Annotated in this window: 24 protein-coding genes and 1 tRNA gene; 16 read left to right on the top strand and 9 right to left on the bottom strand. The window is 63.0% G+C overall.

Annotated features, from left to right (window positions below; genetic code table 11):
* Positions 1-536: 536 nt before the first annotated feature.
* Positions 537-613 (bottom strand) — tRNA-Pro (locus AC1RNA_RS14585).
* A 95-nt stretch (positions 614-708) separates the two neighbouring features.
* Here AC1RNA_RS14585 and AC1RNA_RS14580 point away from each other — a divergent pair.
* Entirely contained in the window at positions 709-1,689 is a 981-nt protein-coding gene (locus tag AC1RNA_RS14580) for an L-threonylcarbamoyladenylate synthase (RefSeq protein WP_492951576.1), read from the top strand.
* Positions 1,686-3,104: an FAD-binding oxidoreductase gene (locus AC1RNA_RS14575; protein WP_492951575.1), complete on the top strand. Its 1,419-nt coding sequence runs from the start codon at positions 1,686-1,688 to the stop codon at positions 3,102-3,104. The genes AC1RNA_RS14580 and AC1RNA_RS14575 overlap by 4 nt, the downstream gene beginning before the upstream one ends.
* Positions 3,105-3,116: 12 nt before the next feature.
* On the opposite strand, the gene AC1RNA_RS14570 is transcribed toward AC1RNA_RS14575, so the two are convergent.
* The gene (locus tag AC1RNA_RS14570) at positions 3,117-3,863 is read right to left on the bottom strand and encodes an SOS response-associated peptidase (RefSeq protein WP_492951574.1); all 747 of its coding nucleotides are present in this window, start codon (positions 3,861-3,863) and stop codon (positions 3,117-3,119) included.
* An 82-nt stretch (positions 3,864-3,945) separates the two neighbouring features.
* Here AC1RNA_RS14570 and AC1RNA_RS14565 point away from each other — a divergent pair, with 82 nt between their 5' ends.
* The 4 genes from AC1RNA_RS14565 to AC1RNA_RS14550 all read left to right on the top strand — a co-directional run bounded on the left by AC1RNA_RS14565 (position 3,946) and on the right by AC1RNA_RS14550 (position 5,710).
* Positions 3,946-4,446, top strand: a complete 501-nt coding sequence (locus AC1RNA_RS14565) for a hypothetical protein (protein ID WP_009340411.1) — start codon at positions 3,946-3,948, stop codon at positions 4,444-4,446.
* 4 nt (positions 4,447-4,450) lie between these two features.
* Positions 4,451-4,873 carry an NUDIX hydrolase gene (locus tag AC1RNA_RS14560; protein WP_009340410.1) on the top strand — a complete coding sequence of 141 codons (423 nt, stop codon included), beginning with the start codon at positions 4,451-4,453 and terminating at the stop codon, positions 4,871-4,873.
* 65 nt (positions 4,874-4,938) lie between these two features.
* Complete coding sequence (locus AC1RNA_RS14555; protein ID WP_492951573.1) at positions 4,939-5,316, top strand: TIGR02301 family protein; 378 nt, start codon at positions 4,939-4,941, stop codon at positions 5,314-5,316.
* A 130-nt stretch (positions 5,317-5,446) separates the two neighbouring features.
* The gene (locus AC1RNA_RS14550; protein ID WP_009340408.1) at positions 5,447-5,710 is read left to right on the top strand and encodes a hypothetical protein; all 264 of its coding nucleotides are present in this window, start codon (positions 5,447-5,449) and stop codon (positions 5,708-5,710) included.
* A gap of 69 nt (positions 5,711-5,779) precedes the next feature.
* Here the strand turns inward: AC1RNA_RS14550 and AC1RNA_RS14545 are convergent, their stop codons facing one another.
* Both AC1RNA_RS14545 and AC1RNA_RS14540 read right to left on the bottom strand, forming a co-directional pair.
* Positions 5,780-6,061 carry a hypothetical protein gene (locus AC1RNA_RS14545; RefSeq protein ID WP_492951572.1) on the bottom strand — a complete coding sequence of 94 codons (282 nt, stop codon included), beginning with the start codon at positions 6,059-6,061 and terminating at the stop codon, positions 5,780-5,782.
* A 98-nt stretch (positions 6,062-6,159) separates the two neighbouring features.
* The gene (locus tag AC1RNA_RS14540; RefSeq protein ID WP_492951571.1) at positions 6,160-7,494 is read right to left on the bottom strand and encodes a dihydroorotase; all 1,335 of its coding nucleotides are present in this window, start codon (positions 7,492-7,494) and stop codon (positions 6,160-6,162) included.
* Between the two features lie 186 nt (positions 7,495-7,680).
* Here AC1RNA_RS14540 and ygfZ point away from each other — a divergent pair, with 186 nt between their 5' ends.
* From ygfZ to AC1RNA_RS14510, 6 genes are all read left to right on the top strand, one after another.
* On the top strand, positions 7,681-8,556 hold the full coding sequence (ygfZ, locus tag AC1RNA_RS14535) for a CAF17-like 4Fe-4S cluster assembly/insertion protein YgfZ (protein WP_492951570.1): 876 nt from the start codon (positions 7,681-7,683) through the stop codon (positions 8,554-8,556).
* The gene (locus tag AC1RNA_RS14530; protein ID WP_492951569.1) at positions 8,553-9,170 is read left to right on the top strand and encodes a DNA-3-methyladenine glycosylase I; all 618 of its coding nucleotides are present in this window, start codon (positions 8,553-8,555) and stop codon (positions 9,168-9,170) included. Before ygfZ ends, AC1RNA_RS14530 begins: the two co-directional genes overlap by 4 nt.
* Positions 9,167-9,781, top strand: coding sequence for a YfbR-like 5'-deoxynucleotidase (locus tag AC1RNA_RS14525; protein ID WP_009340404.1), 615 nt, complete (start codon positions 9,167-9,169; stop codon positions 9,779-9,781). Before AC1RNA_RS14530 ends, AC1RNA_RS14525 begins: the two co-directional genes overlap by 4 nt.
* A 70-nt stretch (positions 9,782-9,851) precedes the next feature.
* Positions 9,852-10,358, top strand: coding sequence for a tyrosine phosphatase family protein (locus tag AC1RNA_RS14520; protein WP_492951568.1), 507 nt, complete (start codon positions 9,852-9,854; stop codon positions 10,356-10,358).
* Between the two features lie 4 nt (positions 10,359-10,362).
* A complete protein-coding gene (locus tag AC1RNA_RS14515) occupies positions 10,363-11,346 on the top strand; it encodes an NUDIX hydrolase (RefSeq protein WP_048756704.1) in 984 nt (327 codons plus the stop codon).
* Positions 11,347-11,510: 164 nt separating this feature from the next.
* Entirely contained in the window at positions 11,511-12,794 is a 1,284-nt protein-coding gene (locus AC1RNA_RS14510) for a DUF3422 family protein (protein WP_050789618.1), read from the top strand.
* A 13-nt stretch (positions 12,795-12,807) separates the two neighbouring features.
* On the opposite strand, the gene AC1RNA_RS14505 is transcribed toward AC1RNA_RS14510, so the two are convergent.
* A complete protein-coding gene (locus AC1RNA_RS14505) occupies positions 12,808-13,320 on the bottom strand; it encodes a hypothetical protein (protein ID WP_009340400.1) in 513 nt (170 codons plus the stop codon).
* 122 nt (positions 13,321-13,442) lie between these two features.
* Positions 13,443-14,429 (bottom strand): acrylyl-CoA reductase (NADPH), encoded by a 987-nt coding sequence (acuI, locus tag AC1RNA_RS14500; protein WP_492951567.1) that lies wholly within the window; start codon positions 14,427-14,429, stop codon positions 13,443-13,445.
* A gap of 273 nt (positions 14,430-14,702) precedes the next feature.
* Here acuI and nadA point away from each other — a divergent pair, with 273 nt between their 5' ends.
* The 3 genes from nadA (at position 14,703) to nadC (ending at position 18,353) form a co-directional block, all read left to right on the top strand.
* Positions 14,703-15,809: a quinolinate synthase NadA gene (nadA, locus tag AC1RNA_RS14495; protein WP_009340398.1), complete on the top strand. Its 1,107-nt coding sequence runs from the start codon at positions 14,703-14,705 to the stop codon at positions 15,807-15,809.
* A gap of 61 nt (positions 15,810-15,870) precedes the next feature.
* Positions 15,871-17,469: an L-aspartate oxidase gene (locus AC1RNA_RS14490; RefSeq protein ID WP_492951566.1), complete on the top strand. Its 1,599-nt coding sequence runs from the start codon at positions 15,871-15,873 to the stop codon at positions 17,467-17,469.
* Positions 17,466-18,353, top strand: a complete 888-nt coding sequence (nadC, locus tag AC1RNA_RS14485; protein ID WP_492951565.1) for a carboxylating nicotinate-nucleotide diphosphorylase — start codon at positions 17,466-17,468, stop codon at positions 18,351-18,353. Before AC1RNA_RS14490 ends, nadC begins: the two co-directional genes overlap by 4 nt.
* A gap of 10 nt (positions 18,354-18,363) precedes the next feature.
* Here the strand turns inward: nadC and AC1RNA_RS14480 are convergent, their stop codons facing one another.
* The gene (locus tag AC1RNA_RS14480) at positions 18,364-19,749 is read right to left on the bottom strand and encodes a cell wall hydrolase (RefSeq protein WP_048757051.1); all 1,386 of its coding nucleotides are present in this window, start codon (positions 19,747-19,749) and stop codon (positions 18,364-18,366) included.
* Between the two features lie 274 nt (positions 19,750-20,023).
* Positions 20,024-22,765: a pyruvate, phosphate dikinase gene (gene ppdK, locus AC1RNA_RS14475; protein WP_492951564.1), complete on the bottom strand. Its 2,742-nt coding sequence runs from the start codon at positions 22,763-22,765 to the stop codon at positions 20,024-20,026.
* Here ppdK and AC1RNA_RS14470 point away from each other — a divergent pair.
* A complete protein-coding gene (locus AC1RNA_RS14470; RefSeq protein ID WP_492951563.1) occupies positions 22,758-23,018 on the top strand; it encodes a hypothetical protein in 261 nt (86 codons plus the stop codon). The two genes, ppdK and AC1RNA_RS14470, sit on opposite strands and share 8 nt — an antisense overlap.
* Positions 23,019-23,105: 87 nt before the next feature.
* On the opposite strand, the gene AC1RNA_RS14465 is transcribed toward AC1RNA_RS14470, so the two are convergent.
* Entirely contained in the window at positions 23,106-23,252 is a 147-nt protein-coding gene (locus AC1RNA_RS14465; protein ID WP_009340393.1) for a DUF3096 domain-containing protein, read from the bottom strand.
* Between the last annotated feature and the right edge of the window lie 204 nt (positions 23,253-23,456).

The following is a 23,456-nucleotide window of genomic DNA, read 5'->3' as shown; positions in this document are numbered from 1 at the left end:
TGATTTTTGAATTTTTGTGTGACGCCAATGCTGGCTCAAAGAATGCAAAATTAAAATCCAGATATCGTCTCTTGTCGAGAACGTGATGGAAAACTTTCGTCTCACTCTCGCTGAGTTGTTCAGATATCTTTCTCTTTTGCATATCGCGCTGCGATAAGAGCAGCGCACTGCAAAAACCGGCCAAGGCCATCCGATATAATTGGCCACAAGCTCGCGGGCAGATTCCGGCCATAAGAATTTTCAGAGACTGGGAATATTCTTCAATCAGTGGTGTCGGACATTATCCATCAAAATATGTGCTGAGAATTATCGCGGCACGATACGGGATCATGCGCGCCAGCAAGCGAGCCTCCAATGGCAGCGCCACTCCTCATCGTGAAGGAGTCAAAAATCACCATCGGAGGCGATGGCACACCACGTCATTCTGAATCCCGCCCAGGAAATATCATGCGAGAATCGACGATCACGCCCGGCGATCATTCGCGGGACGCCTATAGACATGAATATGGAGTGTGATGAGGCCGGGACGGGCGGAATGGTCGGAGTAGCAGGATTCGAACCTGCGACCCCCTGCTCCCGAAGCAGGTGCGCTACCGGGCTGCGCTATACTCCGACGTGAGGCCGGTCTTATAACCGCGCACCCCTCGCCCTGCAAGGCGCGTGAGAAGCACTTTGACGCCGTCCGCTCCAGCGCCCATAAAAGGGGCCATGAGCCTGATTTTGACCACAAAAACCGTCCCCGCAGCAGCCGCCGCGCGCCCGGCTGCCGATTGCCTCGCCGCGGGCGGACTCGTCGCCTTCCCCACCGAGACCGTCTACGGCCTCGGCGCGGACGGGACCAACGGCAAGGCCATCGCACGGCTTTACGAGGCCAAGGGGCGGCCCTCCTTCAACCCGCTCATCGCTCATCTGCCGACGCTGGAAGCCGCCCAGCGCGTCGCCATCTTCAATGAAACCGCCCTGAAACTCGCCCGAGCCTTCTGGCCGGGACCGCTCACGCTGGTGTTGCCCAAAGCACCCGGATGCCCGGTGAGCGAACTCGCCACGGCGGGCCTCGATACCGTCGCGGTGCGGATTCCGGCTCATCCGGTGGCGCAGGCGATTCTTCAGGCGCTCGGCCGGCCGATCGTCGCGCCGTCCGCCAACCGTTCGGGCCACGTTTCGCCCACCACGGCCGCGCATGTGCTCCATGACCTCGACGGCCGTATCGACCTGATCGTCGATGGCGGACCGGTCAGCGTCGGTGTCGAGTCCACCATTGTTGGATGCAGCGGCGCGCCCGTCCTGCTGCGGCCGGGCGGCACGCCCCGTGCCGACATCGAAGCCGTGCTCGGCGTTCCCCTTGGACGACTCGAGACCATACCGGGCCATGACAGCCCGCTCGCGCCGGGCATGCTGGAATCGCATTATGCGCCTGCCGCCGCTGTCAGGCTCGGCGCCACGGCGCTCAACGCAGACGAGGCGCTGCTCGCTTTCGGCGAGGCGCTGCCCGGCGCACGGCCTGAACGCACACTCAACCTCTCGCCGCGCGGCGACCTGATCGAGGCGGCGGCCAACCTGTTCGGCCATCTGCGCGCATTGGACGAAACCGGCGCGCAGGCCATCGCGGTGATGCCCATCCCAACACACGGCCTCGGCGAAGCGATCAACGATCGACTCCGCCGAGCCGCAGCCGACCGGCCCGCATGATGACAGCACTCTCTCCCCTTTCGGCGGAGTTGCTGGCGCGTTTCCGCGCCATTGTCGGCGACAAGCACGCCATCATGGAGGGCGACGAGAAAGCACCCTACCTCGTCGAGGAGCGCGGCCTCTATCAGGGCCACTCCCCGCTGATCCTCCGTCCGGGCACGACCGGCGAAGTCGCCGCAATCTGCAAGCTCGCCACTGAGACCCGAACGCCACTGGTGCCGCAAGGCGGCAATACCGGTCTGGTTGGCGGACAGATACCTCATCACGGCGAAATTCTGCTTTCGCTGCGTCGCCTCGACAAGGTTCGTGAAGTCGATCCCTCCTCCAACACCATGATCTGCGAGTCCGGCGTCATCCTCGCCAATGCGCATGTGGCAGCGGAAAAAGCCGAACGCATCTTCCCGCTGTGGCTCGGCTCGGAAGGAAGCTGCACCATCGGCGGCAACCTCTCCACCAATGCAGGCGGCATCGCCGCGCTGTCCTACGGCGTTGCGCGCGATCTCGTGCTCGGGCTTGAAGTCGTGCTCGCCGACGGGCGTATCCTGAGTGGTCTGTCGAAACTGAAGAAGGACAACACCGGCTACGACCTGCGCAATCTTTTCATCGGCGCGGAAGGCACGCTCGGCATCATCACCGCCGCCGTGCTGAAGCTTATGCCGAGACCGCGCACGGTGGAGACGGCGTTCGTCGGCCTCGCCTCGCCCGAAGCCGCGCTCAAGCTTCTGAACCTGTCGCAAGCCTTCGCTGGTTCGGCACTGACGAGCTTCGAGCTGATCGCCGACATCGCGGTGCAGTTCGCGCTCAGGCATGGCCCCGGACTGCGCGCGCCGCTTTCAGAGCCTCACCCGTGGTACGTGCTGATGGAAATCTCCTCGCCGCGTGACGACGCGCGCACGCTGATCGAGAGCACGCTCGAAGCGGCGATGGAAGCGGGCCTTGTCGATGACGCCGTGATTGCCTCGAGCCTCGACCAGCGCCAGGCGTTCTGGACGCTGCGTGAGGTGATTTCGCCGGCACAGAAACCCGAAGGCGGCTCGATCAAGCACGACGTCTCGGTGCCGGTCGCCGCCGTGCCGCAATTCATCGCCGAGGCAGATGCGGCGGTGACGAAACTCATTCCGGGTGCGCGGCCGGTGGCGTTCGGCCATCTCGGCGACGGCAACATCCACTATAACGTCAGCCAGCCGGTCGATGCCGACAAAGCCGCCTTCGTCGCGCGCTGGCATGAAGTCAACGACACGGTCCACGCCATCGTGCGCAAGCACGGCGGCTCGATCTCGGCCGAACACGGCATCGGCCTTCTCAAGCGCGATGAGCTGCCGCATGTGAAGGACCCGGTCGCGCTCGATCTGATGCGCGCGCTCAAGCACACGCTCGATCCGCTCAACATTCTCAATCCGGGCAAGGTGGTGTGACGAGTTGCGCGGCTAGAACAGCGAGCCCTGCCTCTCATCCGCCGCGCGGCGTGAGGGACGCAGCGATGCTTCCGGCTTCACGACTTCGGAAAAGAGTTCGATACGTTCCAGCAATCCCTCGTGATCGTTGGCGACACGATTGACCTCGGTGGAAACAGGACGCCACGCAAGGCTGCCGGAAGCTGGCGGCTGTAACAGGGCAATCGCCTGTTCCGTCGCAACCTCTCCGCCGTCCAGCCAGCAGGCGTAATCGCGCGGCGCGATCACCACCGGCACCCGCGCATGCAGATGAGCCATCTCCTGCCGCGCGGCGGCCGTTACGATCGCGACCGTGTCGAGTTCTTCGCCATTCGGACCGACCCATGTTTCGGCGACCGCCGCCAATCCCATCGGCGCGCCGTCACGCGGATGAATGAAGAAGGGCTGCTTGCGCCCGCCCTTGCTCTGCCACTCGTAATAACCGTCAGCAGGCACGAGACAGCGCCGCCGTCTGATCGCATTCCGAAAGGCCGGCTTCTCCAACACCGTCTCGGAGCGGGCGTTGATGACGAGCGAGAATGTCTTCGGGTCCTTCACCCAAGCCGGAATAAAGCCCCACCGCATCAATTGAAAATGCCGCGCGCCCGGCTCCGAGGTCACCACCGCCACGGGCTGCGTCGGCGCGATATTGTATCGGGGCGGAAAATTCGGCTGTTCGGCATATTCGAATGCTTGTCGCAGGATGGCCGGGGCCGACGTCAGCGTAAATCGCCCGCACATGCGTCCCCCTTTAACCGGATACCGATCATTAATTGCCGTCCTGTAATGTTAATTGGTCCTCTGCGATCCTTCAAAGCTCCCGATGGCGTTATCCCAGACTACAGCCTCGACGAACCTGCCCGATGCGGCCGCCCAGGCCGCACACCGTCAGCTATTGAAGGACAACAACATCAACCCGCGCACCGGACTCGCGACCGACTATCTCAACCATTTCAATGAAGCGATCATGCTGCTCGAAATGATCCCGGACATGCCCGAATGCGCCGAGGATTTTCTGAGCTGGCGGCCCCTGACCTATCGCGAGCATTTCGAGGCCTCCAACCTCAAGGCCAAGGAACTCACGATCCAGGCCTATGAGCAGGCCGAGGTTGCCCTGAAAGCCGAATTCGACCGGGTGATCGGCTCGATGCGGGATATCCTGGTGGCGGTGAGCGAGGGCATGCGCAGCACCACGCAGGATGCAACCCGCATCAAGCTCGCCACCGAGGCCATCGGCTGGATACAGCCTTTGCTTGCGATGGCCGGCGCTTTGATCCACGGTGTCTCGGACGGAACCGACATCGACAGTATTATGGAATCCTGAAAACGTGACTGACTCCACCGCCTCACGGCCGCAGGTCGCGGTCAGCGCAGGCATTTTCCGCGACGGCAAGATCCTCCTGACGCGGCGGACCAACAATCCCAAAGGACCGCTCTGGACGTTCCCCGGCGGCCGTATCGAGTTCGGCGAAACCATGGCCGAAGCGCTCAAGCGCGAAATCCTCGAGGAAACCGGGCTGACCATCGAGATCGCCGGGCCGGCCGGCGTCCGCGAAATGCTGCACGTCCAATCCGGGCATGGGCACTTCATCATCCTGCCGTTCGCGGCGCGCTGGGTCTCCGGCGAGGTCACGCTGAACGACGAACTTGCGGAAGCCCGCTGGTTCGACCCCGACGAGACCCGCGGGCTGATGGTCACGGACGGCCTGCATGAGGTGATCGCCACCGTCCGTGAGGTCGTGGGCGTCTGACCCCTGTAAGCCGCCTTGCTTCCCTTGTTGCGTTCTTTGGGCCGGGAAGGTTAAGACCTGCCGCCATGCTGCGCCGTTTCCTCGCCGTGCTCCTGACCTGCTCGATCCTGCTGCCGGCCACTGTCCGCGCGGAGGACGAAGCCGCACCGTTCGATGCCGACCTGCAGCGGCTGGCTGAGATTATGGGTGCCCTGCATTACCTGCGCGGTATCTGCGGAACCAATGACGGCCAGAAATGGCGCACCGAAATGCAGGCCCTGCTGGAGGCCGAGACACCCTCCGGCGACCGCCGCACCCGAATGATCGCGAGTTTCAACCGCGGCTATAACGGTTTCCAGCAGACCTACCGGACCTGCACCCCGGCCGCTCATCTGGTCGTCCGCCGCTACCTGATCGAGGGGGCCGACATTTCCCGGAACCTGACCTCGCGATACGCGAACTAAAGTTATCGACAGCCCTCCCCTTTAAATTAACCTTTTCGCAAGAACTCACTGGGATGGCCCGCCCTGCATGTTAAAGCTCGAGGACATTGCCACGGCGCTTTTGCGCCCGTTTTCCGGATTGTCCTCTTTCATGTCGTACTCGCCTCTCGCCCCTTCCCGCGCTCCTCTCCCCGACCAGGAGCAGAAGCAGGCCGCGCTGACCTATCTGAACGAGGCGTGGGCCGAGGCGCTTCACGATGGCATCGACGGCGACTGCCTCGCGCAAGCGAGCCTGTTCGCTGCCTTCGCCGAACTCGTGAATACCTATGGCGAGGATGCGGTCGCGAAATTCGTCGAGGGCCTGCCCGCGCGCATTCGCAGCGGCGAGTTCTCGGTCGTGATGTTCAAGCAGTAACTTCGACGTCGATATTCAATACGTCGTCCCCGCGCAGGCGGGGACCCATCATCAGCCAATAGCGCGCGCTTATTCTGAGCGATCCTGAAACGGGAATCGGAATCCTCTTTTTTCATCTGCTGCCCGTTCCCATCTACCAATAAAAAGAAATAGAAGGCCAAGGCCAAGAAAAATGACGGGTATGGGGTAAACACTCTCGCTAATCAGCGCGGTTAACAAGATGAGCGCTGCACTGACCCATAACAAAATGGTCTTCAGCTTTTGAGGAAGACTTTTGGAAAGTGCCCCTAAGCTGTAACAGCTAAAAACAAACATACTTCCAAAAATCACCGACACTGCTTCGCTGGTCATGCCATTTTCCGATCCGTTGATCGCACTTTTAGAAAACCGACAAGTCCAGTAATAACGATCGAGGTTTCTGGATCCCCGCCTTCGCGGGGACGACAAGATCAAGGCTTCAGCGTTTCCATGAAACGCACGGGCTCGCCTTGCGAAGGCGTCGCCAGTTCGCCCTGCCACATCACCCGGCGTCCGCGCACGACCGTGCCGACCGGCCAGCCTTTCACCTTCACTCCATCATACGGCGTCCAGCCCGCGCGCGAGGCATTGTCCTCGTTGCGGATCGTCTCGCTGCGCTTCATGTCGACCACGGTGAAGTCGGCATCGTAACCGGCAGCGATGCGGCCCTTGCAGGCCATGTTGAAGATGCGCGCGGGCCCCGCGCTCGACAAATCGACGAACCGCGCCAGCGACAGCCGCCCCGCATTGACGTGATCGAGCATGATCGGCACCAGCGTCTGCACGCCGGTCATGCCGGACGGCGACGCCGGATAGGTTTTCGATTTTTCTTCCAGCGTGTGCGGCGCGTGATCGGAGCCGAGCACATCGATGATGCCCTGCGAGATGCCACGCCAGATCGCGTCGCGATGGCTGGCGTCGCGCACCGGCGGGTTCATCTGCGCGCGGGTGCCAAGCCGCTCATAGCATTCGGGCGCCGCCAGCGTGAGGTGATGCGGCGTCGCCTCGCAGGTCGCGACATCCTTGTGGTCGCGCAGATAGTCGATCTCCTGCTTGGTGGAGATATGCAGGACGTGAATCCGCTTGCCGTATTCGCGCGCGATGCCGACAAGGCGTTGCGTCGCGATCAGCGCGGCGGGTTCGTCGCGCCACACCGGATGCGAACGCGGGTCGCCTTCGATGCGCAGGTTCTTGCGCTCGTTGAGGCGGTATTCGTCCTCGGCGTGGAACGCAGCACGCCGACGGATCACGCCGAGAATTTTCCGCAGGCCGTCGTCATCCTCCACCAGCAGGCTGCCGGTCGAGGAGCCGATGAACACCTTGACGCCCGAACAGCCCGGCGCGCGCTCCAGCTCCGGCAATTCACGATAGTTCTCGCGCGTGCCGCCGATGAAGAAGGCGAAGTCGCAATGCATGCGGTGATGCGCGGCCTTGATCTTGGCGGTGAAGGTTTCTTCCGTGATCGTCAGCGGATTTGTGTTCGGCATCTCGAACACCGCCGTGACGCCGCCCAGCACCGCGCTGCGCGAGCCGGTTTCCAGATCTTCCTTGTGCGTGAGGCCCGGCTCGCGAAAATGCACCTGCGTGTCCATCACGCCGGGCAGGATGTGCAGGCCCTTGCAGTCGATCACCTCGCCCGCGCTGGCGTTGTCCGGTACGTCGAGCGCGGCGATCTTGCCCGCCGTCACGCCGATGTTGCGCACGCCCTCCCCGTCCTGGTTGACCACGGTTCCGGATTTGAGGATGAGATCGAAAGTTTGAGCCATTATCTTGAATGCCCGAATCTTGAGTGCCGAAGTTGCTGAGATACTATAATTTGCCCTGCGCAGACCTGCGCGGGGCTTGTTGCGCGCACCTTACAGCCTTACGTTTCGCAGCGATATCGGCGTTGCGCGATTCTTCGCAAAACTTCTGCCGGTCAAAACCTCAAGAATCCGCCACTCAAGAATCCCATGAAATCTGCATTTCTCACCGATCGGGGCGTGGTCAAAGTCGGCGGCGAGGATGCCCGCCACTTTCTCAACGGCCTCGTCACCACCAATATCGATCTGGTCCGGCCGGGACTCGGGCGTTTCGGCGCGCTGCTGACGCCGCAGGGCAAGATCATCGCCGATTTTCTGGTCACTGAAATACCGGCCGGCCATGGCGGCGGCTTTCTGCTCGATTGTCCGAAATCGCTGGCACAACCGCTCGCCGCGCGCCTTGGCATCTACAAGCTGCGCGCCAAGGTCGCGATCGAAAACCTCTCCGATGCTTTCGGTGTGCTTGCCGTCTGGGGCGGAGAGCCGCAGATGACGCCGGATCTCGCTTTTGCCGATCCTCGCGATGAATCACTCGGCTGGCGCGTGCTGCTGCCGCAAGAGTTTGCAGGCAAGGCCACCACAGCAATCGGCGCGCAGATGGTTGATGAAACCGAATACGAGGCGCATCGCATCGCATGCGGCGCGCCGCGCGGCGGCATCGACTTCGCCTATAACGATGCCTTCCCTCATGACGCCAACATGGACCGTCTGCATGGCGTCGACTTCGACAAGGGCTGCTACATCGGTCAGGAGGTCGTCTCCCGCATGCAGCATCGCGGCACCGCGCGCACCCGCATCGTTCGCGTCGGCCTTGGCGATGCCATCGCCGCCGGAACGCCGGTGACGGCAGGAGAGAAAACACTCGGCACGTTCGGTTCATCCGCAGGCGATCGCGGGCTTGCACTGTTGCGCATCGACCGCGTCGCGGATGCGGTGGAGGCAGGCACGCCTGTCCTCGCGGACGGGCATCCGCTGTCCTTCATCGCACCGCAGGACATCCAGCCGCCGAAGAAGGCGTCCGCATGAGCGCCACGCCAGCAAAGGCAGCCAAGGTTTCGCGCTGTGCGTGGCCGGGCGAAGACCCGCTCTACGTCGCCTATCACGACGAGGAATGGGGCGTGCCGGAATATGACGACCGCGCACTGTTCGAAAAACTGATCCTCGATGGTTTTCAGGCCGGGCTGTCGTGGATCACCATCCTGCGCAAGCGCGACAATTTCCGCAAAGCGTTCGACAATTTCGATCCGGTGAAGATCGCACGTTACGACGCGAAGAAGATCGCCGCGCTGATGAACGACGCCGGTATCGTGCGCAACCGCGCCAAGATCGAGGGCGCGGTGAAAAGCGCGCAGGCTTACCTCGTCATCATGCAGGAAGGCCCCGGCTTCTCGAAACTGCTGTGGGATTTTGTCGATGGTGCGCCGAAGGTCAACCGCTTCCGCAGCAAGAGCCAGGTCCCTGCCGCGACGCCGGAATCGATTGCGATGTCGAAGGAACTGGTGAAGCGCGGCTTCAAGTTCGTCGGCCCCACCATCGTCTACGCCTTCATGCAGGCAACCGGCATGGTCAACGACCACATGGTCACCTGCCATTGCCACGCGACCTGCGGCAAACCCAAACGAGCACGCAAGGCCAAATGACCGCGAAACATATGCCTCCGAAAAAAGCCGCCCGCGCGTGGCAACGGATGCTGTCGGGGCGGCGGCTCGACCTGCTCGATCCTTCGCCGCTGGACATCGAGGTGGCGGACATCGCGCATGGCCTTGCCCGCGTTGCCCGCTGGAACGGACAAACTCATGGCGCGCACATTTTTTCGGTCGCGCAACACACATTGCTGGTGGAAGAAGTACTGCGCACACGCTCGCCACGCATCGACCGCCGCGTGCGGCTCGCGGCGATGCTGCACGACGCCCCTGAATACGTGATCGGCGATATGATCTCACCGTTCAAGGCGGTGATCGGCGGCTCCTACAAAGCGGTGGAGAAGCGGCTGCTCGCGGCGATCCATCTGCATTTCGGCCTGCCCGCTGTCCTGCCTGCCGACATCGAAGCCCTGATCAAGACCGCCGACATGGGCGCGGCCTATCTCGAAGCTACCTCGTTGGCGGGTTTCAGCCAGGCCGAGGCGAAACGCCTGTTCGGCCGCGACCCCAAGCTCAATCCTGCGACCGTCGAGAATTATCTCACGCCGTGGTCCGCGACCAAGGCGGAAAGACAGTTTCTCGCGCGTTGCCAGTCGCTGATCGCATAATTGTTCCGGTTTTTACGCGCTTTCGCAGCGCTGCGCCCTGACGTATAGAGGGCACAGTCACGAGGCCATAATGATCCACGTCTGCTCGCTTGCCGAACTCCACCCGACCGTCGCCGCCATCGGCGCGAGCCACATCATCACGGTAATGGGCAAGGTCGAAAAGGCGCAAACGCCCGCTTCCGTGCTCGATGCCAACCACCTGCGCGTCTCGATGGACGACATCACCGAGGTTGCCGACGGCTTCACGGCTCCCGCAGCTGCACATATCAATACAGCGCTCGATTTCGTGCGGCGCTGGGATCGCCGCGCACCTCTCGTGGTGCATTGCTTCGCCGGAATCAGCCGCTCCACCGCGACCGCGTTCATGGCGGCTTGCGCGCTCAACCCGCGCCGCGCCGAAGACGACATCGCCAAGGCCATTCGTGCGGCCTCTCCGAGTGCAAGTCCGAACAGGTTGATCGTGCAACTGGCCGATCGCGCGCTCGGCCGCGAAGGCCGCATGATCCGCGCCGTCGAACGCATTGGGCCGGGCAGCGCCGTTCTCGAAGGCCGTCCATTCCATATCGATCTTGAGTGAGGCGATGGCAGAGAAGTCGCTGACCCCCATCGAGATCGGCCTGACTGCTGCCATCGTGTCGATCAACGACAACGAACCACTGATCCTCACCGCACCGGGCAGCGGACAGGATGAACTTGCGGGCCTGCCGTTTGGCCCGTTCGACGCGGTCAGCCATCGCACCTTCGAAATCGGCCTGCGGGCGTGGGTGGCCGAACAGACCGGCCTCAGCCTCGGCTATGTCGAGCAGCTCTATACCTTCGGCGACCGGGGCCGCCACGCAACGCTCGACCACACCGGCGTGCATGTCGCCTCCATCGGCTATCTTGCGCTGACGCGCGGCGTCGATGGCGAATCCTCTCCCAAGGTCGAGGGCGCGACATTCGAACCGTGGTACCGCTACTTCCCCTGGGAAGACTGGCGCGTCGCCAAGCCTGCGATGATCGACCGGGAAATTCTTCCCGCCCTGCAGGCATGGGCGGCGGCATCGGATGCACGGAACGCCAACCGGGCGCTCGGCCGCGCCGATCGCGTGCGGCTTTACTTTGGCGCCGAAGGCACCCATTGGGACGAGGAGCATGTCCTCGACCGTTATGAGCTTCTCTATGAGGCAGGCCTCGTTGAGGAAGCCAAGCGCGACGGCCGCTCCGCTGCGCTCGCGCGCAAGTCGTTGCCGCCGCTCGGCGTCGCGATGCGCTTCGACCACCGCCGCATTCTCGCGACCGCGATCGCGCGGCTGCGCTCCAAGCTGAAGTACCGCCCCGTGGTGTTCGAACTGCTGCCGCCGGAATTCACGCTGACGGAATTGCAGCATACGGTGGAAGCGATTTCGGGCCGCCATCTGCACAAGCAGAACTTCCGCCGCCTCGTCGAAGCGGGGGCGCTGACCGAGCCGACCGGCGAGATGTCGACGCGGACGGGCGGACGGCCTGCGGCCCTGTTTCGTTTTCGCCGCGAAGTGTTGCAGGAGCGCCCTGCTCCGGGCCTGCGGGTGCGTGCACGCAGGTAGTCTGCCACAACCGTCTGGCGCATAGCCGGGCTCATGAAAAGGCTTTACACCACGTCAAAGCCGCCCGAAAAATTCATCAGCTCGCCCATTGCGTAAAGACGATTTGCAGGATCAAGCCTTTGACCAACGATGTAACGACCGCCGCACTGTCAGACAAACCGGCAATGATTCCTCCTCTGGTACCGCACCGGCTGCGCGCGGCGATCCTCAACGAATTGCACGCCCGCCCCTTCACCGCACTCCCCGTGCCGCGGCGCATCCTGCATTTCGGCTTTCACACCGATGAGACCGCCGCCCAGATTGACCGCCAAAACCTTCTTGCTTTCTGCATCGCCCGCGGCCTTCCGGGACCACGGCCTTCGGAAAACCATTACCGCGTTTCGCTCGGCGCGACCGCCCTGCGCTGGGAGCAGCACTCCGAATTCACCACCTACACCTGGGAGATGCCGTCCGCCCTCAATGACGCGCCGTTCACGCCGAACGTGGCGATACTAGAGCCGCAGACACGCGCAATCCCTCAACCCGGCCCGCTGCTGGTCGCGATCGACCTGCATATCCTCCAGAAGAATCCGGATCACCTTCCGGTCGAGCAGATTTTCGATCGCGCGAGCCTTGCAAGCGCCGAGAACAGCGACGGGAGCGCGTCCTACGCAAGCGACTTCCGGCTCGATCCGTCGGGATTCGTCCGCATTCTCATCACCGATAACGGCCTCAGCAGCGAACGCGCGGGCGCGCTGGTGCAGCGCGTGATCGAGATCGAAACCTATCGGACGCTGGCGCTGCTCGGTCTGCCGGAAGCGCAGCGGCTGTTGCCCTCGATCAACCGGATCGAGCACAAGCTCGCGGAAGTGACGCAGAAGATGCGCGAGGCCAACGACCTCGGCAGCAACCGCCAATTGCTCGATGAACTTGCCGCCCTCGCCGCCGACCTCGAAGCCGGCGCCGCCGCTAGCGTGTTTCGTTTCGGCGCGACGCGCGCCTATGACGAAATCATCCACCAGCGGCTGGAGACCATCGGCGAGCACAAGATGGGCGGCTTGCCGACATGGACCTCGTTCCTCGCCCGGCGGATGGCGCCCGCAATCCGCACCTGCACCACCACCGAAACGCGGCAGACCGAATTGTCGCTCAAGCTGTCACGCGCCGCCGACCTGTTGCGCACGCGCGTCAATGTCGAACTGGAAAAGCAGAATCAGGAACTGCTGAAATCGATGAACGAGCGCACGCGCATGCAGCTCAGGTTGCAGACCACCGTCGAAGGGCTGTCGGTCGCGGCGATCACTTATTACGTGGTCAGCCTGTTCGGCTACGTCGCCAAGGCGGCTCACGAGACCGGCTACGTCCATATCGAGCCAGCCTATATGATCGCCGCCTTCATCCCGGTCGCCGCACTGGCGATCTGGGCGACCGTGCGGCGCATTCGCAAGCACCACATCTCGCACGATTGATGAATTTGGTCGCTTAGTCGGTCTTGGTCCGGCGCAACTCCGCCACCGGCTCGGAACGCACCTCGGCGTTCGCCTCCGTCTTGTGTGGCGGATGCAGCGAGCGCGGCTTGCGGATCATCCGCGTCAGGAAGGTGCGGACATTGCCCTGGCGGTGGAAATCGCAATAAGCGAATCCTAGCCCGGATACCGAACCGCGGAAGCTGACTTCGTCATACTTGTTCAGGTTGAAACACGGCTCGAACGGCATGCCCTTGATCGAGGCGCAGACCGCACCGGAGCGGACCTGAAGCGTGTTGCTGGGCAACCGCATATGGCGCAATGGGCCCGAGCCGCCGAACTGGACCGATCCCGCCGCGGAGCCGTCCTCATAGATGCGGCCGGCGCCCTTGGTGCCGTCGAAGCAGGTGAAGGAGAACAGTTTGTTGGCAACGAACTTGCGCGCCTGACTGGCATCCATCTGCTCGGCGAAAGCGGGTGCGACCGCGCACCCGGCAAGCGCAACACCAAAAGCCAATCGCGCGAACATGCGAACCACTCCAACTCGTGACATTCGGGATGAGACCGCGACAAACGCCGATCTTAAGCCCCTGATTACCATATCAACCATGGCAACAATGGAGCACTATGGTTTGCAAAGCCTGAACATCCTCAGGCTATTTTCACCACCACGCGGCCACGGACCTTGCCCGCGAGAATATCGGAACCGGCGGCAATCACCTCGTCGAGCGAAATTTCACGAGTTATTTCAGCAAGTTTTGCCTTATCCAGATCCTTCGCCAGCCGCGCCCAGGCGGCTTCCCGCAGAGGGAGTGGGCACATCACCGAGTCGATACCCAAAAGGCACACCCCGCGCAAAATGAAAGGCGCGACGGTGGTCGGCAGGTCCATGCCGGCAGCTAACCCGCAGGCGGCGATGGCGCCATGGGCCTTGGTCATCGACAGCACGTTGGCGAGCGTCGTCGAGCCGACGCTGTCCACGCCCGCCGCCCAGCGCTCCTTGGCGAGCGGCTTTGCGGGCCCTGAGAGTTCATCGCGACCGATGATCTCCGCCGCGCCGAGATCCTTGAGATAACCGCTTTCACTGGCGCGGCCGGTGGAGGCGATGACGTGATAACCGGCCTTCGCCAGCAGGCTCACCGCGACCGAGCCGACGCCACCGACAGCCCCGGTGACGATCGCAGGACCATCCTTCGGCGTGATGCCGTGCTTCTCCAGCGCCAGCACCGACAGCATGGCGGTGAAGCCAGCCGTGCCGATCGCCATCGCGTCGCGCGCACTCATGCCCGCCGGCAGCCGCACCAGCCAGTCGCCCTTGACGCGGGTCTTCTCCGCATAGGCGCCGAGATGGGTTTCACCCATGCCCCAGCCGGTGCCGATCACCTTGTCGCCCACCTTCCACTTCGGATTTTCGGACGAAATCACAGTGCCCGCGAAGTCGATTCCGGCGATCATCGGGAAGCGCCGCACCACTGGGCCCTTGCCGGTGAGCGCCAAGCCATCCTTGTAGTTGAGGGTGGACCATTCGACGGCGACGACCACGTCGCCCTCCATCCACTCGCTTTCGTCGAACTGCGTCAGCGCCGCGACAGTGCCCTTCTCGGCCTTGTCGATGCGGATGGCTTTGAACGTTCCCACAACTTGCTCCTTCATTCGTGCAGGCGAACAGTAGTGGCGAGAAGCGGGGCGTCAAATCGACGATGGTGTTATGCAGAAGCCCTCCTATTCCCGGCGGAATAAATTTGCAGGAAGCTCTGGCGAGGACGTCAAAGACCTGTTATATTTGTTTTGCTCTAGTTGAGGATAACTGATCGCCATACCGGCGGAAAGTTCAGGTAGGGCAACACACCGGCCTTCGCCGGTTTTCTCAGACACCATATATGCTCAATTCGAGTATATAGGGAGATGACCATGCCGCTGACTGGACTGTTTGGACCCGAAGACTTCGGCACTCCCGCTCTACCCAAGAACCCGGCCGCTGACCGCTGTCCGTCACGCGAACGCTTTACCTCGCTGCCGTCGCCCTCGCTGGAATGGACTCCCGAGGTCGAGCGCGCGACCGCGCACCTCTATGAGCGCGTCAAGGAAGTCATCCCGCCGGTCGAGTGGCCGTTCATGGCGCCCTACATCAAGGCGATCAACGACCTGAAGCGCGAGCGCAACGCCGTGATCCTCGCGCACAACTACCAGACACCGGAAATCTTCCACTGCGTCGGCGACGTCGGCGGCGACTCGCTGAAACTCGCCATTGAGGCGACGAAAGTGAAAGCCGACGTCATCGTCCAGTGCGGCGTGCACTTCATGGCCGAGACCTCGAAGATCCTGAACCCGGCCAAGACCGTATTGATCCCGGATTCGCGCGCGGGCTGCTCGCTCGCCTCATCGATCACCGGCGAGGACGTGCGCCTGTTGCGCGAGCGCTTCCCCGGCGTGCCGGTGGTCGCCTACGTCAACACCTCGGCCGATGTGAAGGCCGAAGTCGATATCTGCTGTACCTCCTCGAACGCCGTGCAGGTTGTCGAGAGCCTCGGCAGCGACACCGTCATCATGGTGCCGGACCAGTACCTTGCGAAATACGTTGCGACGAAAACCAAGGTGAAGATCATCGCCTGGAAGGGCGCGTGCGAGGTGCACGAGCGCTTTACCGGCGACGAGCTGCGCAGTTATCGCGCCGCCGACCCGGACGTGCAGATCATCGCGCATCCGGAATGTCCGCCCGACGTCATCAAGGAAGCGGACTTCACCGGCTCGACCGCGCACATGATCGACTGGGTTCGCAACAACAAACCCAAGCGCGTCGTCATGGTCACCGAATGTTCGATGGCCGACAACGTGCAGGCGGAGTTGCCGGAGATCAACTTCGTCAAGCCGTGCAATCTGTGCCCGCACATGAAGCGCATCACGCTGCCGAAGATCCTCGACAGCCTATTGTACATGCGCGAGGAAATCGTGATCGACCCGATGATCGCGGACAAGGCCCGCCGCTCGGTGGAGCGGATGGTGAATCTGAAGAACTGACCAAAAGCCGGACAACCGGCGGCCTTATGGACCGCCGGCCGGCGCATCAAAGGCAAACGGCATGAGCCACAAGGAAGCCGCTCGGGTGCAGTCGCCCGATCATGTCGTCATCGTCGGCGCGGGGCTTGCGGGCCTGTTCTGCGCACTGAAACTCGCTCCACGTCCCGTCACTGTCATTTCGGCCGCCTCGCTCGGCGAAGGCGCGTCCAGCGTGTGGGCGCAGGGCGGCATCGCCGCAGCCGTCGGCGAAGGCGACACCCCTGAAGCGCACGCGCGCGACACCATCGCCGTCGGCGGCGGCATCGTCGATGAAGCAGTTGCTCATCGGCTGGCCGGCGAAGCCGCGGGACGCATTGATGACCTTCTGAGCTATGGCGTGCCGTTCGACCGCGATCTTGAAGGCAGGCTTGCGGTTGGCCGCGAGGCCGCGCACTCCGCGCGCCGCATCGTCCATGTCCAGGGCGACCGTGCCGGCAAGGCTATCGTCACCGCCCTGATCGAGACCGTGCGCAAGACGCCGTCGATCAAAGTGATCGAAGGCTACAGCGCCGAGGAATTACTGGTCGCGAATGGCGCGGTGACGGGACTGCAGCTGCGCAGCACCGCTAATGGAGAGACGCTTGCGTTGCCCGCGCGCGCCGTGGTGCTCGCGACCGGAGGCATCGGTCATCTCTATGCCGTCACCACCAACCCCGCCGAATCCTATGGCGGTGGTCTTGCCATCGCCGCCCGCGCGGGCGCGGTGATCGCCGATCCGGAATTCGTGCAATTCCATCCGACCGCCGTGATGATCGGCAAGGACCCCGCCCCGCTCGCCACCGAAGCGCTGCGCGGCGAAGGCGCGACGCTGATCAACGGTGACGGCGAGCGTTTCATGCTCAAGATCGATCCCCTCGCCGAGCTTGCGCCGCGCGATATCGTTGCGCGTGGTGTGTTCGCGGAGATCGCCGCCGGACGCGGCGCATTCCTCGACGCCACCAAAGCCGTCGGCGCAGCCTTCGCCCAGAAATTCCCGACCGTCTATGAAAGCTGCCTCGCGGGCGGGATCGACGCCGCCACGCAACCGATCCCGATTGCGCCCGCCGCGCATTACCACATGGGCGGCATCGCCGTGGACGGGCGCGGACGCTCGTCGATTGTCGGCCTGTGGGCCGCGGGCGAAGTGTCGTCCACCGGTGCGCATGGCGCCAACCGTCTCGCCTCCAACTCGCTGCTGGAAGCCGTGGTCTATGCCGCGCGCATCGCCGACGATATCCGCCGCCTTCACTGGCAGGCGCCGGATCCCATCGCATCCGCCACGAAGGAACATTCGTCTGCGCCTGAAAAAGATCTCGAGGCCAGATTGCGCAAGACGATGAGCACCCATGTCGGCGTCATCCGCGACGCCGATGGACTCGCGAAGGCGATCCGCGTCTTTGGCGAAATCAAAGCCACCTCCGAAAGCATCGCGCTGCGCAACATGGCGACGACGGCGCTCCTCATCGCAACCAGCGCCTATGTCCGCGAGGAAAGCCGTGGCGCGCATTTCCGCTCCGATTTTCCGAAGGCCAATCCCGATTTTGCCCGCCGCACCATGACGACGCTCTCCGCCGCACGCCATGTCGCGGCAGACCTCGTCCGCACGCCTTCGCTCGCCGAGGTGATCGGAAGCCTGGCATGACGGCAACAACGTCCCCCGCTTCGCTGCTTCTCCCGGATGGCTTTCTGGCGCTGCCGACCATCACGGACGCCGTGCGGCACGCGCTCGCGGAAGACCTCGGCCGCGCCGGCGACATCACCTCCATCGCCACCATTCCGGAAGAAACTCCTGCCCGCGCGGTCATGGTTGCGCGGCAGCCCGGCATCATCGCGGGCCTGCCGCTCGCGATCGAGGCGTTCCGGCAGCTTGCGCCTGAGATGAAGATCGAGGCTCACGCCCGCGATGGCGATACCGTTACGAAGGGGAAATCGCTTCTCACCATCGTGGGCCCCGCCCGCGCCGTGCTCGCAGCCGAGCGCGTCGCGCTCAATTTCGTCGGCCGCCTGTCCGGCATCGCCACTCTGACGGCGAGCTATGTGAAACAGACCGCAGGCACCAAGCTGCGCATCTGCTGCACCCGCAAAACCACGCCGGGCCTGCGCGCGCTGGAGAAATACGCCGTGCGCTGCGGCGGCGGCTTCAACCACCGCTTCGGGCTCGATGATGCCATCCTCATCAAGGACAACCACATCGCGGTGGCAGGCAGTATCTCAGAGGTGCTGAAACGTGCCCGCGCGGTCGCGGGGCATCTGGTCAAGGTGGAGATCGAGGTCGACACGCTCGATCAGTTGCGCGAGGTGCTCGGCACCGGATTGGCCGACGTCGTGCTGCTCGACAACATGGATATCTCGACGCTACGCGAGGCGGTTGCACTTGCGGCGGGCCGCGTGGTGCTGGAAGTGTCGGGCGGCGTCACCGTGGATCGCATCGCAGAGATCGCGAAGACCGGCGTCGACTATGCGTCGTCCGGCGCACTGACCCATTCGGCTCCGAATTTCGACGTCGCGCTGGATATTGAAGTGTAAGCGCGGCGTCTTATCGCCGGGCTTCCAGCTCGGCCGAGCTTTTCGCTTCCGCGACCAGTTCCTTGGAAATCTCCGCCGTCTGTGCGGCGTTGCCCCAGCTCGGCGCGTCCTTGCCGTCGCCCCATGCCTTCGGTCTGTAGAAGGTATGGACGCCGAAGCGATACATCTTCTTCATCTCGTGCACCCATGACGGGCGCACCCAGTAGGCGTGATAATGCGTGGACTTGCCGACTTCTGGCAGCCACAGCTTGCCGTCCAGCGTCGCCTTGGCGATCCGCTTCGCCCGCTCCCACATGTCCGGCTCGTTGATGACATCGCGGACGTTGTCGCAAGCAAATGTGAACTGGCAGGCGAGATGGCGGCCCTTATTCTGGTAGACCACGCCGCAGATCGTCGTCGGATAGAAGCCAGAGAACACGCGGTTCATCACCACCTGCGCCACCGCGATCTGGCCGCGCACGGCTTCGCCGCGTGCTTCAAAGTACACAGCCTCTGCAAGGCACTTCTCACCCTTGGCGCGCGCCTTCGCATCGAGATGGAGGCGCTGCGCAGGAGATTCCTTGTTGACCTCGCCCTTGGGCGCAATCGACTCTCCACCTGCCGACGGATCGGCATTCGGCGTAAGAGAGACGTGCTGCTTCAGATCCGGATCGCCGCTCGGCAGGATCACGACCGGCTCCTCGCCGGGTTGCCAGCGCTCCAGCGTTTCGCCGGTGTCGCCGAGCGCGGAGCTGCCGAAGAACAGGCTCGCGGTCTTGACCGTGAAGGGATCGCGCGGCGCGACCGCATGACTGGACGTTGCGTGGAGTGCTGCCAGCGCGCTGTCATCAAGAACGGCATCGTCGGTCTTGGGCGCGTCATATTGCGGCAGCCGCGGCGAGTTCAGCGCCTCCTGCAATTCCTGATCAAGCGGCTCGCCTGCAGCCGTGTTCTCGGCGGCAGCCTTCGCATCTTCAGCCGGAACATTCTGCGACGCAGGCGAGACGGAATGCGCGGGCGGCACGGCCAACGGCAGACGATCTCCCTTCGCGGCACGCATCACGGCCGGATAATCGGAGGCCTGCAGCGGACGGACCGCCGGAGCGAACGGGTTACCCCCACCGAGCGAGCCGGTGATATCCGAATTGCGGCCGCCAAGGCTCACAAGCGTCACCGAGGCGGCATCGGGTACATCGGTGCCGATCGGGCGGACGAAATTGAAGGAAGCGATGCGGAGCGCATTGCGCGGGGTCGCAAACAGATGCTGCTGCCAGCGCTGCGCGACGCCCGGCTGGTGCGCGAGCTGCGAAGCGATGTCCTGATAACCGATTTCGGTCGGCATCATCGCGAGAAGGCAGAGAACAAAACTGAAGGGCGCAAAATTTGCGCCCTTCAGCCTGTCACGCAACATAACCATCATTACGCTCACGCAACAACACTACACACACGCGATCTCCTCGCACATTCAGTGCAATTTGATCGTTTTTGGTGTTATCGAATTAAAGTTGCCGCTGGGTTAATTGCGGTGCAGGCGCGCCACACGCAATAATATCGCACCATTTCGGCGATCACGCCGTAATGCTTGGTAAATGGCGGTTTTCACAGTGTGGTAAAAAATCAGTCAACGCACAAAAAGCATCAGGCCGCACCTTCATGACGAAGGTACGGCCTGAAAATCGTGAAAGCGCTTCTTAGGCCTGGCCGGCGGCGGTCTTGCCGAGGGCGGCCTGCGCCGCAGCCAGACGCGCGATCGGCACGCGGTAAGGCGAGCAGGACACGTAATCCAGCCCGACCTCATGGCAGAATGCGACCGACGCCGGGTCGCCGCCATGCTCACCGCAGATGCCCATCTTCAGGTTCGCGCGCACCTTGCGGCCACGCTGCGCGCCGATCCGCACCAGTTCGCCGACACCGTCGCGGTCGAGCGAGATGAAGGGGTCCGTCTCCAGAATGCCCTTGGCGACATATGGCCCAAGGAACGAGGCGGCGTCGTCGCGGCTGATGCCGAAGCTCGTCTGCGTCAGGTCGTTGGTGCCGAAGGAGAAGAACTCCGCCGTCTTGGCGATGTCGTCCGCCTTGAGGCACGCGCGCGGCAGTTCGATCATGGTGCCGACCTGATAGGTCAGCTTGCCGCCGGTCTCCTTGGTCACCGCATGCGCCATCGCATCGATGCGCTCGCGCACGATGTCGAACTCGGCGCGGGTCGCGATCAGCGGCACCATCACCTCGATCACCGGCGGCTTGCCGGTACGCTTGGCGGCTTCGACCGCCGCCTCGAAGATGGCGCGCGCCTGCATCTCCGCAATCTCCGGATAGGCGATCGCAAGACGGCAGCCACGGAAGCCGAGCATCGGGTTGAATTCGGCAAGCTCCCGCACGCGATCCGCGATCTTGCGGGGGTCGGTGTTGAGAACGCGCGCGACCTCCTCGATCTCGGCCTGCGTGTGCGGCAGGAACTCGTGCAGCGGCGGATCGAGCAGACGGATCGTGACGGGCAGGCCCTTCATGATCTCGAACAGTTCGACGAAGTCGGCGCGCTGCATCGGCAGAAGCTTTGCAAGCGCCGCGCGGCGGGCCTGTTCGTCTTCGGCGACGATCATCTCGCGGACGGTGCGGATGCGCGTTTCCTCGAAGAACATGTGCTCGGTGCGGCACAGGCCGATGCCTTCGGTGCCGAACTTGAGCGCGGTGCGCGCATCCGCCGGGGTATCGGCATTGGCGCGGATCTTGAGTTTGCGGAACTGATCGGCCCAACCCATCAGCGTGCCGAACTCGCCGGACAGTTCCGGCTCGATCATCGGCATCTGACCGGCCAGCACCTGACCGAGCGAGCCGTCGATGGTGATGACATCGCCCGCCTTGAAGGTGCGGTTGCCGATCGACATCGTGCCGCGACCGTAATCGACGCGGATGCTGCCCGCGCCGGAGACGCAGGGCTTGCCCATGCCGCGCGCCACAACGGCAGCGTGCGAGGTCATGCCGCCGCGCGTGGTGAGGATGCCCTCGGAGGCGTGCATGCCGTGAATGTCTTCCGGCGACGTCTCAACACGCACCAGCACGACCTTGCGGCCATCGGCATGCAGCTTGGCAGCTTCATCCGAGGAGAACACGATCTCGCCGGACGCGGCACCCGGCGAGGCCGGAAGGCCAGTCGCCACCACATCGCGCTCGGCATTGGGATCGATGGTCGGGTGCAGCAACTGATCGAGCGAAGCAGGCTCGATGCGCGCCACCGCATCCTTCTTCGAGATCAGGCCTTCGTTGGCGAGCTCGACCGCGATGCGCAGCGCAGCCTTGGTGGTGCGCTTGCCGTTACGGGTCTGCAGCATCCACAGCTTGCCCTGCTCGACCGTGAATTCCATGTCCTGCATGTCACGGTAGTGCTTTTCGAGCTTCTGATATATGCGCGTCAGCTCCGCGAAGGCATCCGGCATTTCGGATTCCATCGACGGCTTGTCCGAACCCGATTCCTTGCGGGCGGATTCAGTGATTTCCTGCGGCGTGCGGATGCCGGCGACGACGTCCTCGCCCTGCGCGTTGATGAGGAATTCGCCGTACAGCTTGCGCTCGCCGGTCGAGGGATTGCGCGTGAACGCAACGCCGGTCGCCGAGGTCTCGCCCATGTTGCCGAATACCATCGACTGCACGTTGACGGCGGTGCCCCACGACTCGGGAATGTCGTGCAGGCGGCGATAGGTCACGGCGCGCGCCGTCATCCACGAACCGAACACCGCGCCAATCGCACCCCAGAGCTGCTCGTGCGGATCCTGCGGGAAATCGTTGCCGGTCTCGCGCGCGATCACCTCCTTGTAACGTCCGACAATGACCTGCCAGTCGTCGGCGTTGAGATCGGTGTCGAGCGAATAGCCCTTGCTGTCCTTGTAGGTGTCCAGCACATCCTCGAAGTGATGATGCTCGAAGCCGAGCACCACGTTCGAGTACATGGTGATGAAGCGGCGATAGCTGTCATAGGCAAAGCGGCGGTCGTTCGAATTCGCAGCCAGCGCCTCGACCGTGGTGTCGTTGAGGCCAAGGTTGAGGACAGTGTCCATCATGCCCGGCATCGAGGCCCGCGCGCCCGAGCGCACCGAGACCAGAAGCGGGTTCTTGGCATCGCCGAACTTCTTGCCGACAATCTTGCCGACGGCTTCCAGCGCCTTTTCGACCTGCGCCTTCAGCTCCTTCGGATAGCTCTTGTTGTTGGCGTAGAAGTAGGTGCAGACCGTGGTCGGGATGGTGAAGCCGGGCGGTACCGGAAGACCGAGATTGGACATCTCGGCGAGATTGGCGCCCTTGCCACCGAGCAGCTCACGCATGCCCGCCTTACCTTCGGCCTTGCCGTCGCCGAACAAATAAACCCATTTTCCGGCTTTTGCGGCGGTCTTGGTATTCGCCGCGCGCTTGGCGGGAGAGGATTTCAGGGTCTTGTTCACAGTCTTGGCAGAGCCCTTCGCGGCCTTGGCTTTTGCAGCCGGCTTTTTGGGGGCCGGTCGCGGCGGTGCCTTTCCGACTTTCTTACGCGCCGGAGACGATGCCGCGCGCTTTACTGAGGACTTTGCTTTTGCAGATGATTTTTTGACCCTGGAGAGAGCTTTTGCCATGACCGCCAGTCGCTGGATGGAATTGGAAAGCAGGCGCGTTACACCACGGTTTCAAGGCGTGATGCAAGGCGCGCCTGACGCATAGCTGGGTGCCGGAATACCAACTTTCGGCTAGGGACGGTTCAAATCCCTCGCGGGTTCTTCAAGCGGACTTCCGGCCTGAACCGTCAACTCAGTGAATGATACCCAATCCGACGATCCCGACGAAAATCAGGTAGATCGCGACGATGTAATTCAGAAGGCGCGGCATGATGAGAATGAGGATGCCCGCGATAAGCGCGACAACCGGCTGAAGGTGGGCAATTCCCGTAATCGTCATTGCATCATCTCCTGAAATTTTAGGGGTGGAATGCTCGCGAAGTGCATCGCCACGAGCGCGATAGACGATCAACGACGATTCTGAAAGCGGATCGGTTCCCTCCCTGCACAAAAAGGCCCCAATGAAGTCACGACTGGTGCAGGAACACCTGCATCGTCTGCGGATTGTCAGGCATCGGCCGCATCATGCGGCCTTCGCTTTGAC

It is taken from the genome of Afipia sp. GW821-FHT14H12 (assembly GCF_058803465.1).
Note: the sequence above shows the minus strand (reverse complement) of the source record. Positions and strands in the feature narration are given on the sequence as shown.

Coding starts and splice junctions, on each gene's coding strand:
- AC1RNA_RS14515 (WP_048756704.1), top strand. CDS start 10,363: ATGGCAGAGAAGTCGCTGACCCCCATCGAGATCGGCCTGACTGCTGCC.
- AC1RNA_RS14540 (WP_492951571.1), bottom strand. CDS start 7,494: ATGGCTCAAACTTTCGATCTCATCCTCAAATCCGGAACCGTGGTCAAC.
- AC1RNA_RS14545 (WP_492951572.1), bottom strand. CDS start 6,061: ATGACCAGCGAAGCAGTGTCGGTGATTTTTGGAAGTATGTTTGTTTTT.
- AC1RNA_RS14530 (WP_492951569.1), top strand. CDS start 8,553: ATGAGCGCCACGCCAGCAAAGGCAGCCAAGGTTTCGCGCTGTGCGTGG.
- ygfZ (WP_492951570.1), top strand. CDS start 7,681: ATGAAATCTGCATTTCTCACCGATCGGGGCGTGGTCAAAGTCGGCGGC.
- AC1RNA_RS14510 (WP_050789618.1), top strand. CDS start 11,511: ATGATTCCTCCTCTGGTACCGCACCGGCTGCGCGCGGCGATCCTCAAC.
- AC1RNA_RS14575 (WP_492951575.1), top strand. CDS start 1,686: ATGATGACAGCACTCTCTCCCCTTTCGGCGGAGTTGCTGGCGCGTTTC.
- AC1RNA_RS14505 (WP_009340400.1), bottom strand. CDS start 13,320: ATGTTCGCGCGATTGGCTTTTGGTGTTGCGCTTGCCGGGTGCGCGGTC.
- AC1RNA_RS14550 (WP_009340408.1), top strand. CDS start 5,447: ATGTCGTACTCGCCTCTCGCCCCTTCCCGCGCTCCTCTCCCCGACCAG.
- AC1RNA_RS14480 (WP_048757051.1), bottom strand. CDS start 19,749: ATGGTTATGTTGCGTGACAGGCTGAAGGGCGCAAATTTTGCGCCCTTC.
- AC1RNA_RS14525 (WP_009340404.1), top strand. CDS start 9,167: ATGACCGCGAAACATATGCCTCCGAAAAAAGCCGCCCGCGCGTGGCAA.
- AC1RNA_RS14580 (WP_492951576.1), top strand. CDS start 709: ATGAGCCTGATTTTGACCACAAAAACCGTCCCCGCAGCAGCCGCCGCG.
- AC1RNA_RS14570 (WP_492951574.1), bottom strand. CDS start 3,863: ATGTGCGGGCGATTTACGCTGACGTCGGCCCCGGCCATCCTGCGACAA.
- AC1RNA_RS14520 (WP_492951568.1), top strand. CDS start 9,852: ATGATCCACGTCTGCTCGCTTGCCGAACTCCACCCGACCGTCGCCGCC.
- AC1RNA_RS14555 (WP_492951573.1), top strand. CDS start 4,939: ATGCTGCGCCGTTTCCTCGCCGTGCTCCTGACCTGCTCGATCCTGCTG.
- AC1RNA_RS14465 (WP_009340393.1), bottom strand. CDS start 23,252: ATGACGATTACGGGAATTGCCCACCTTCAGCCGGTTGTCGCGCTTATC.
- AC1RNA_RS14490 (WP_492951566.1), top strand. CDS start 15,871: ATGAGCCACAAGGAAGCCGCTCGGGTGCAGTCGCCCGATCATGTCGTC.
- nadC (WP_492951565.1), top strand. CDS start 17,466: ATGACGGCAACAACGTCCCCCGCTTCGCTGCTTCTCCCGGATGGCTTT.
- AC1RNA_RS14565 (WP_009340411.1), top strand. CDS start 3,946: ATGGCGTTATCCCAGACTACAGCCTCGACGAACCTGCCCGATGCGGCC.
- nadA (WP_009340398.1), top strand. CDS start 14,703: ATGCCGCTGACTGGACTGTTTGGACCCGAAGACTTCGGCACTCCCGCT.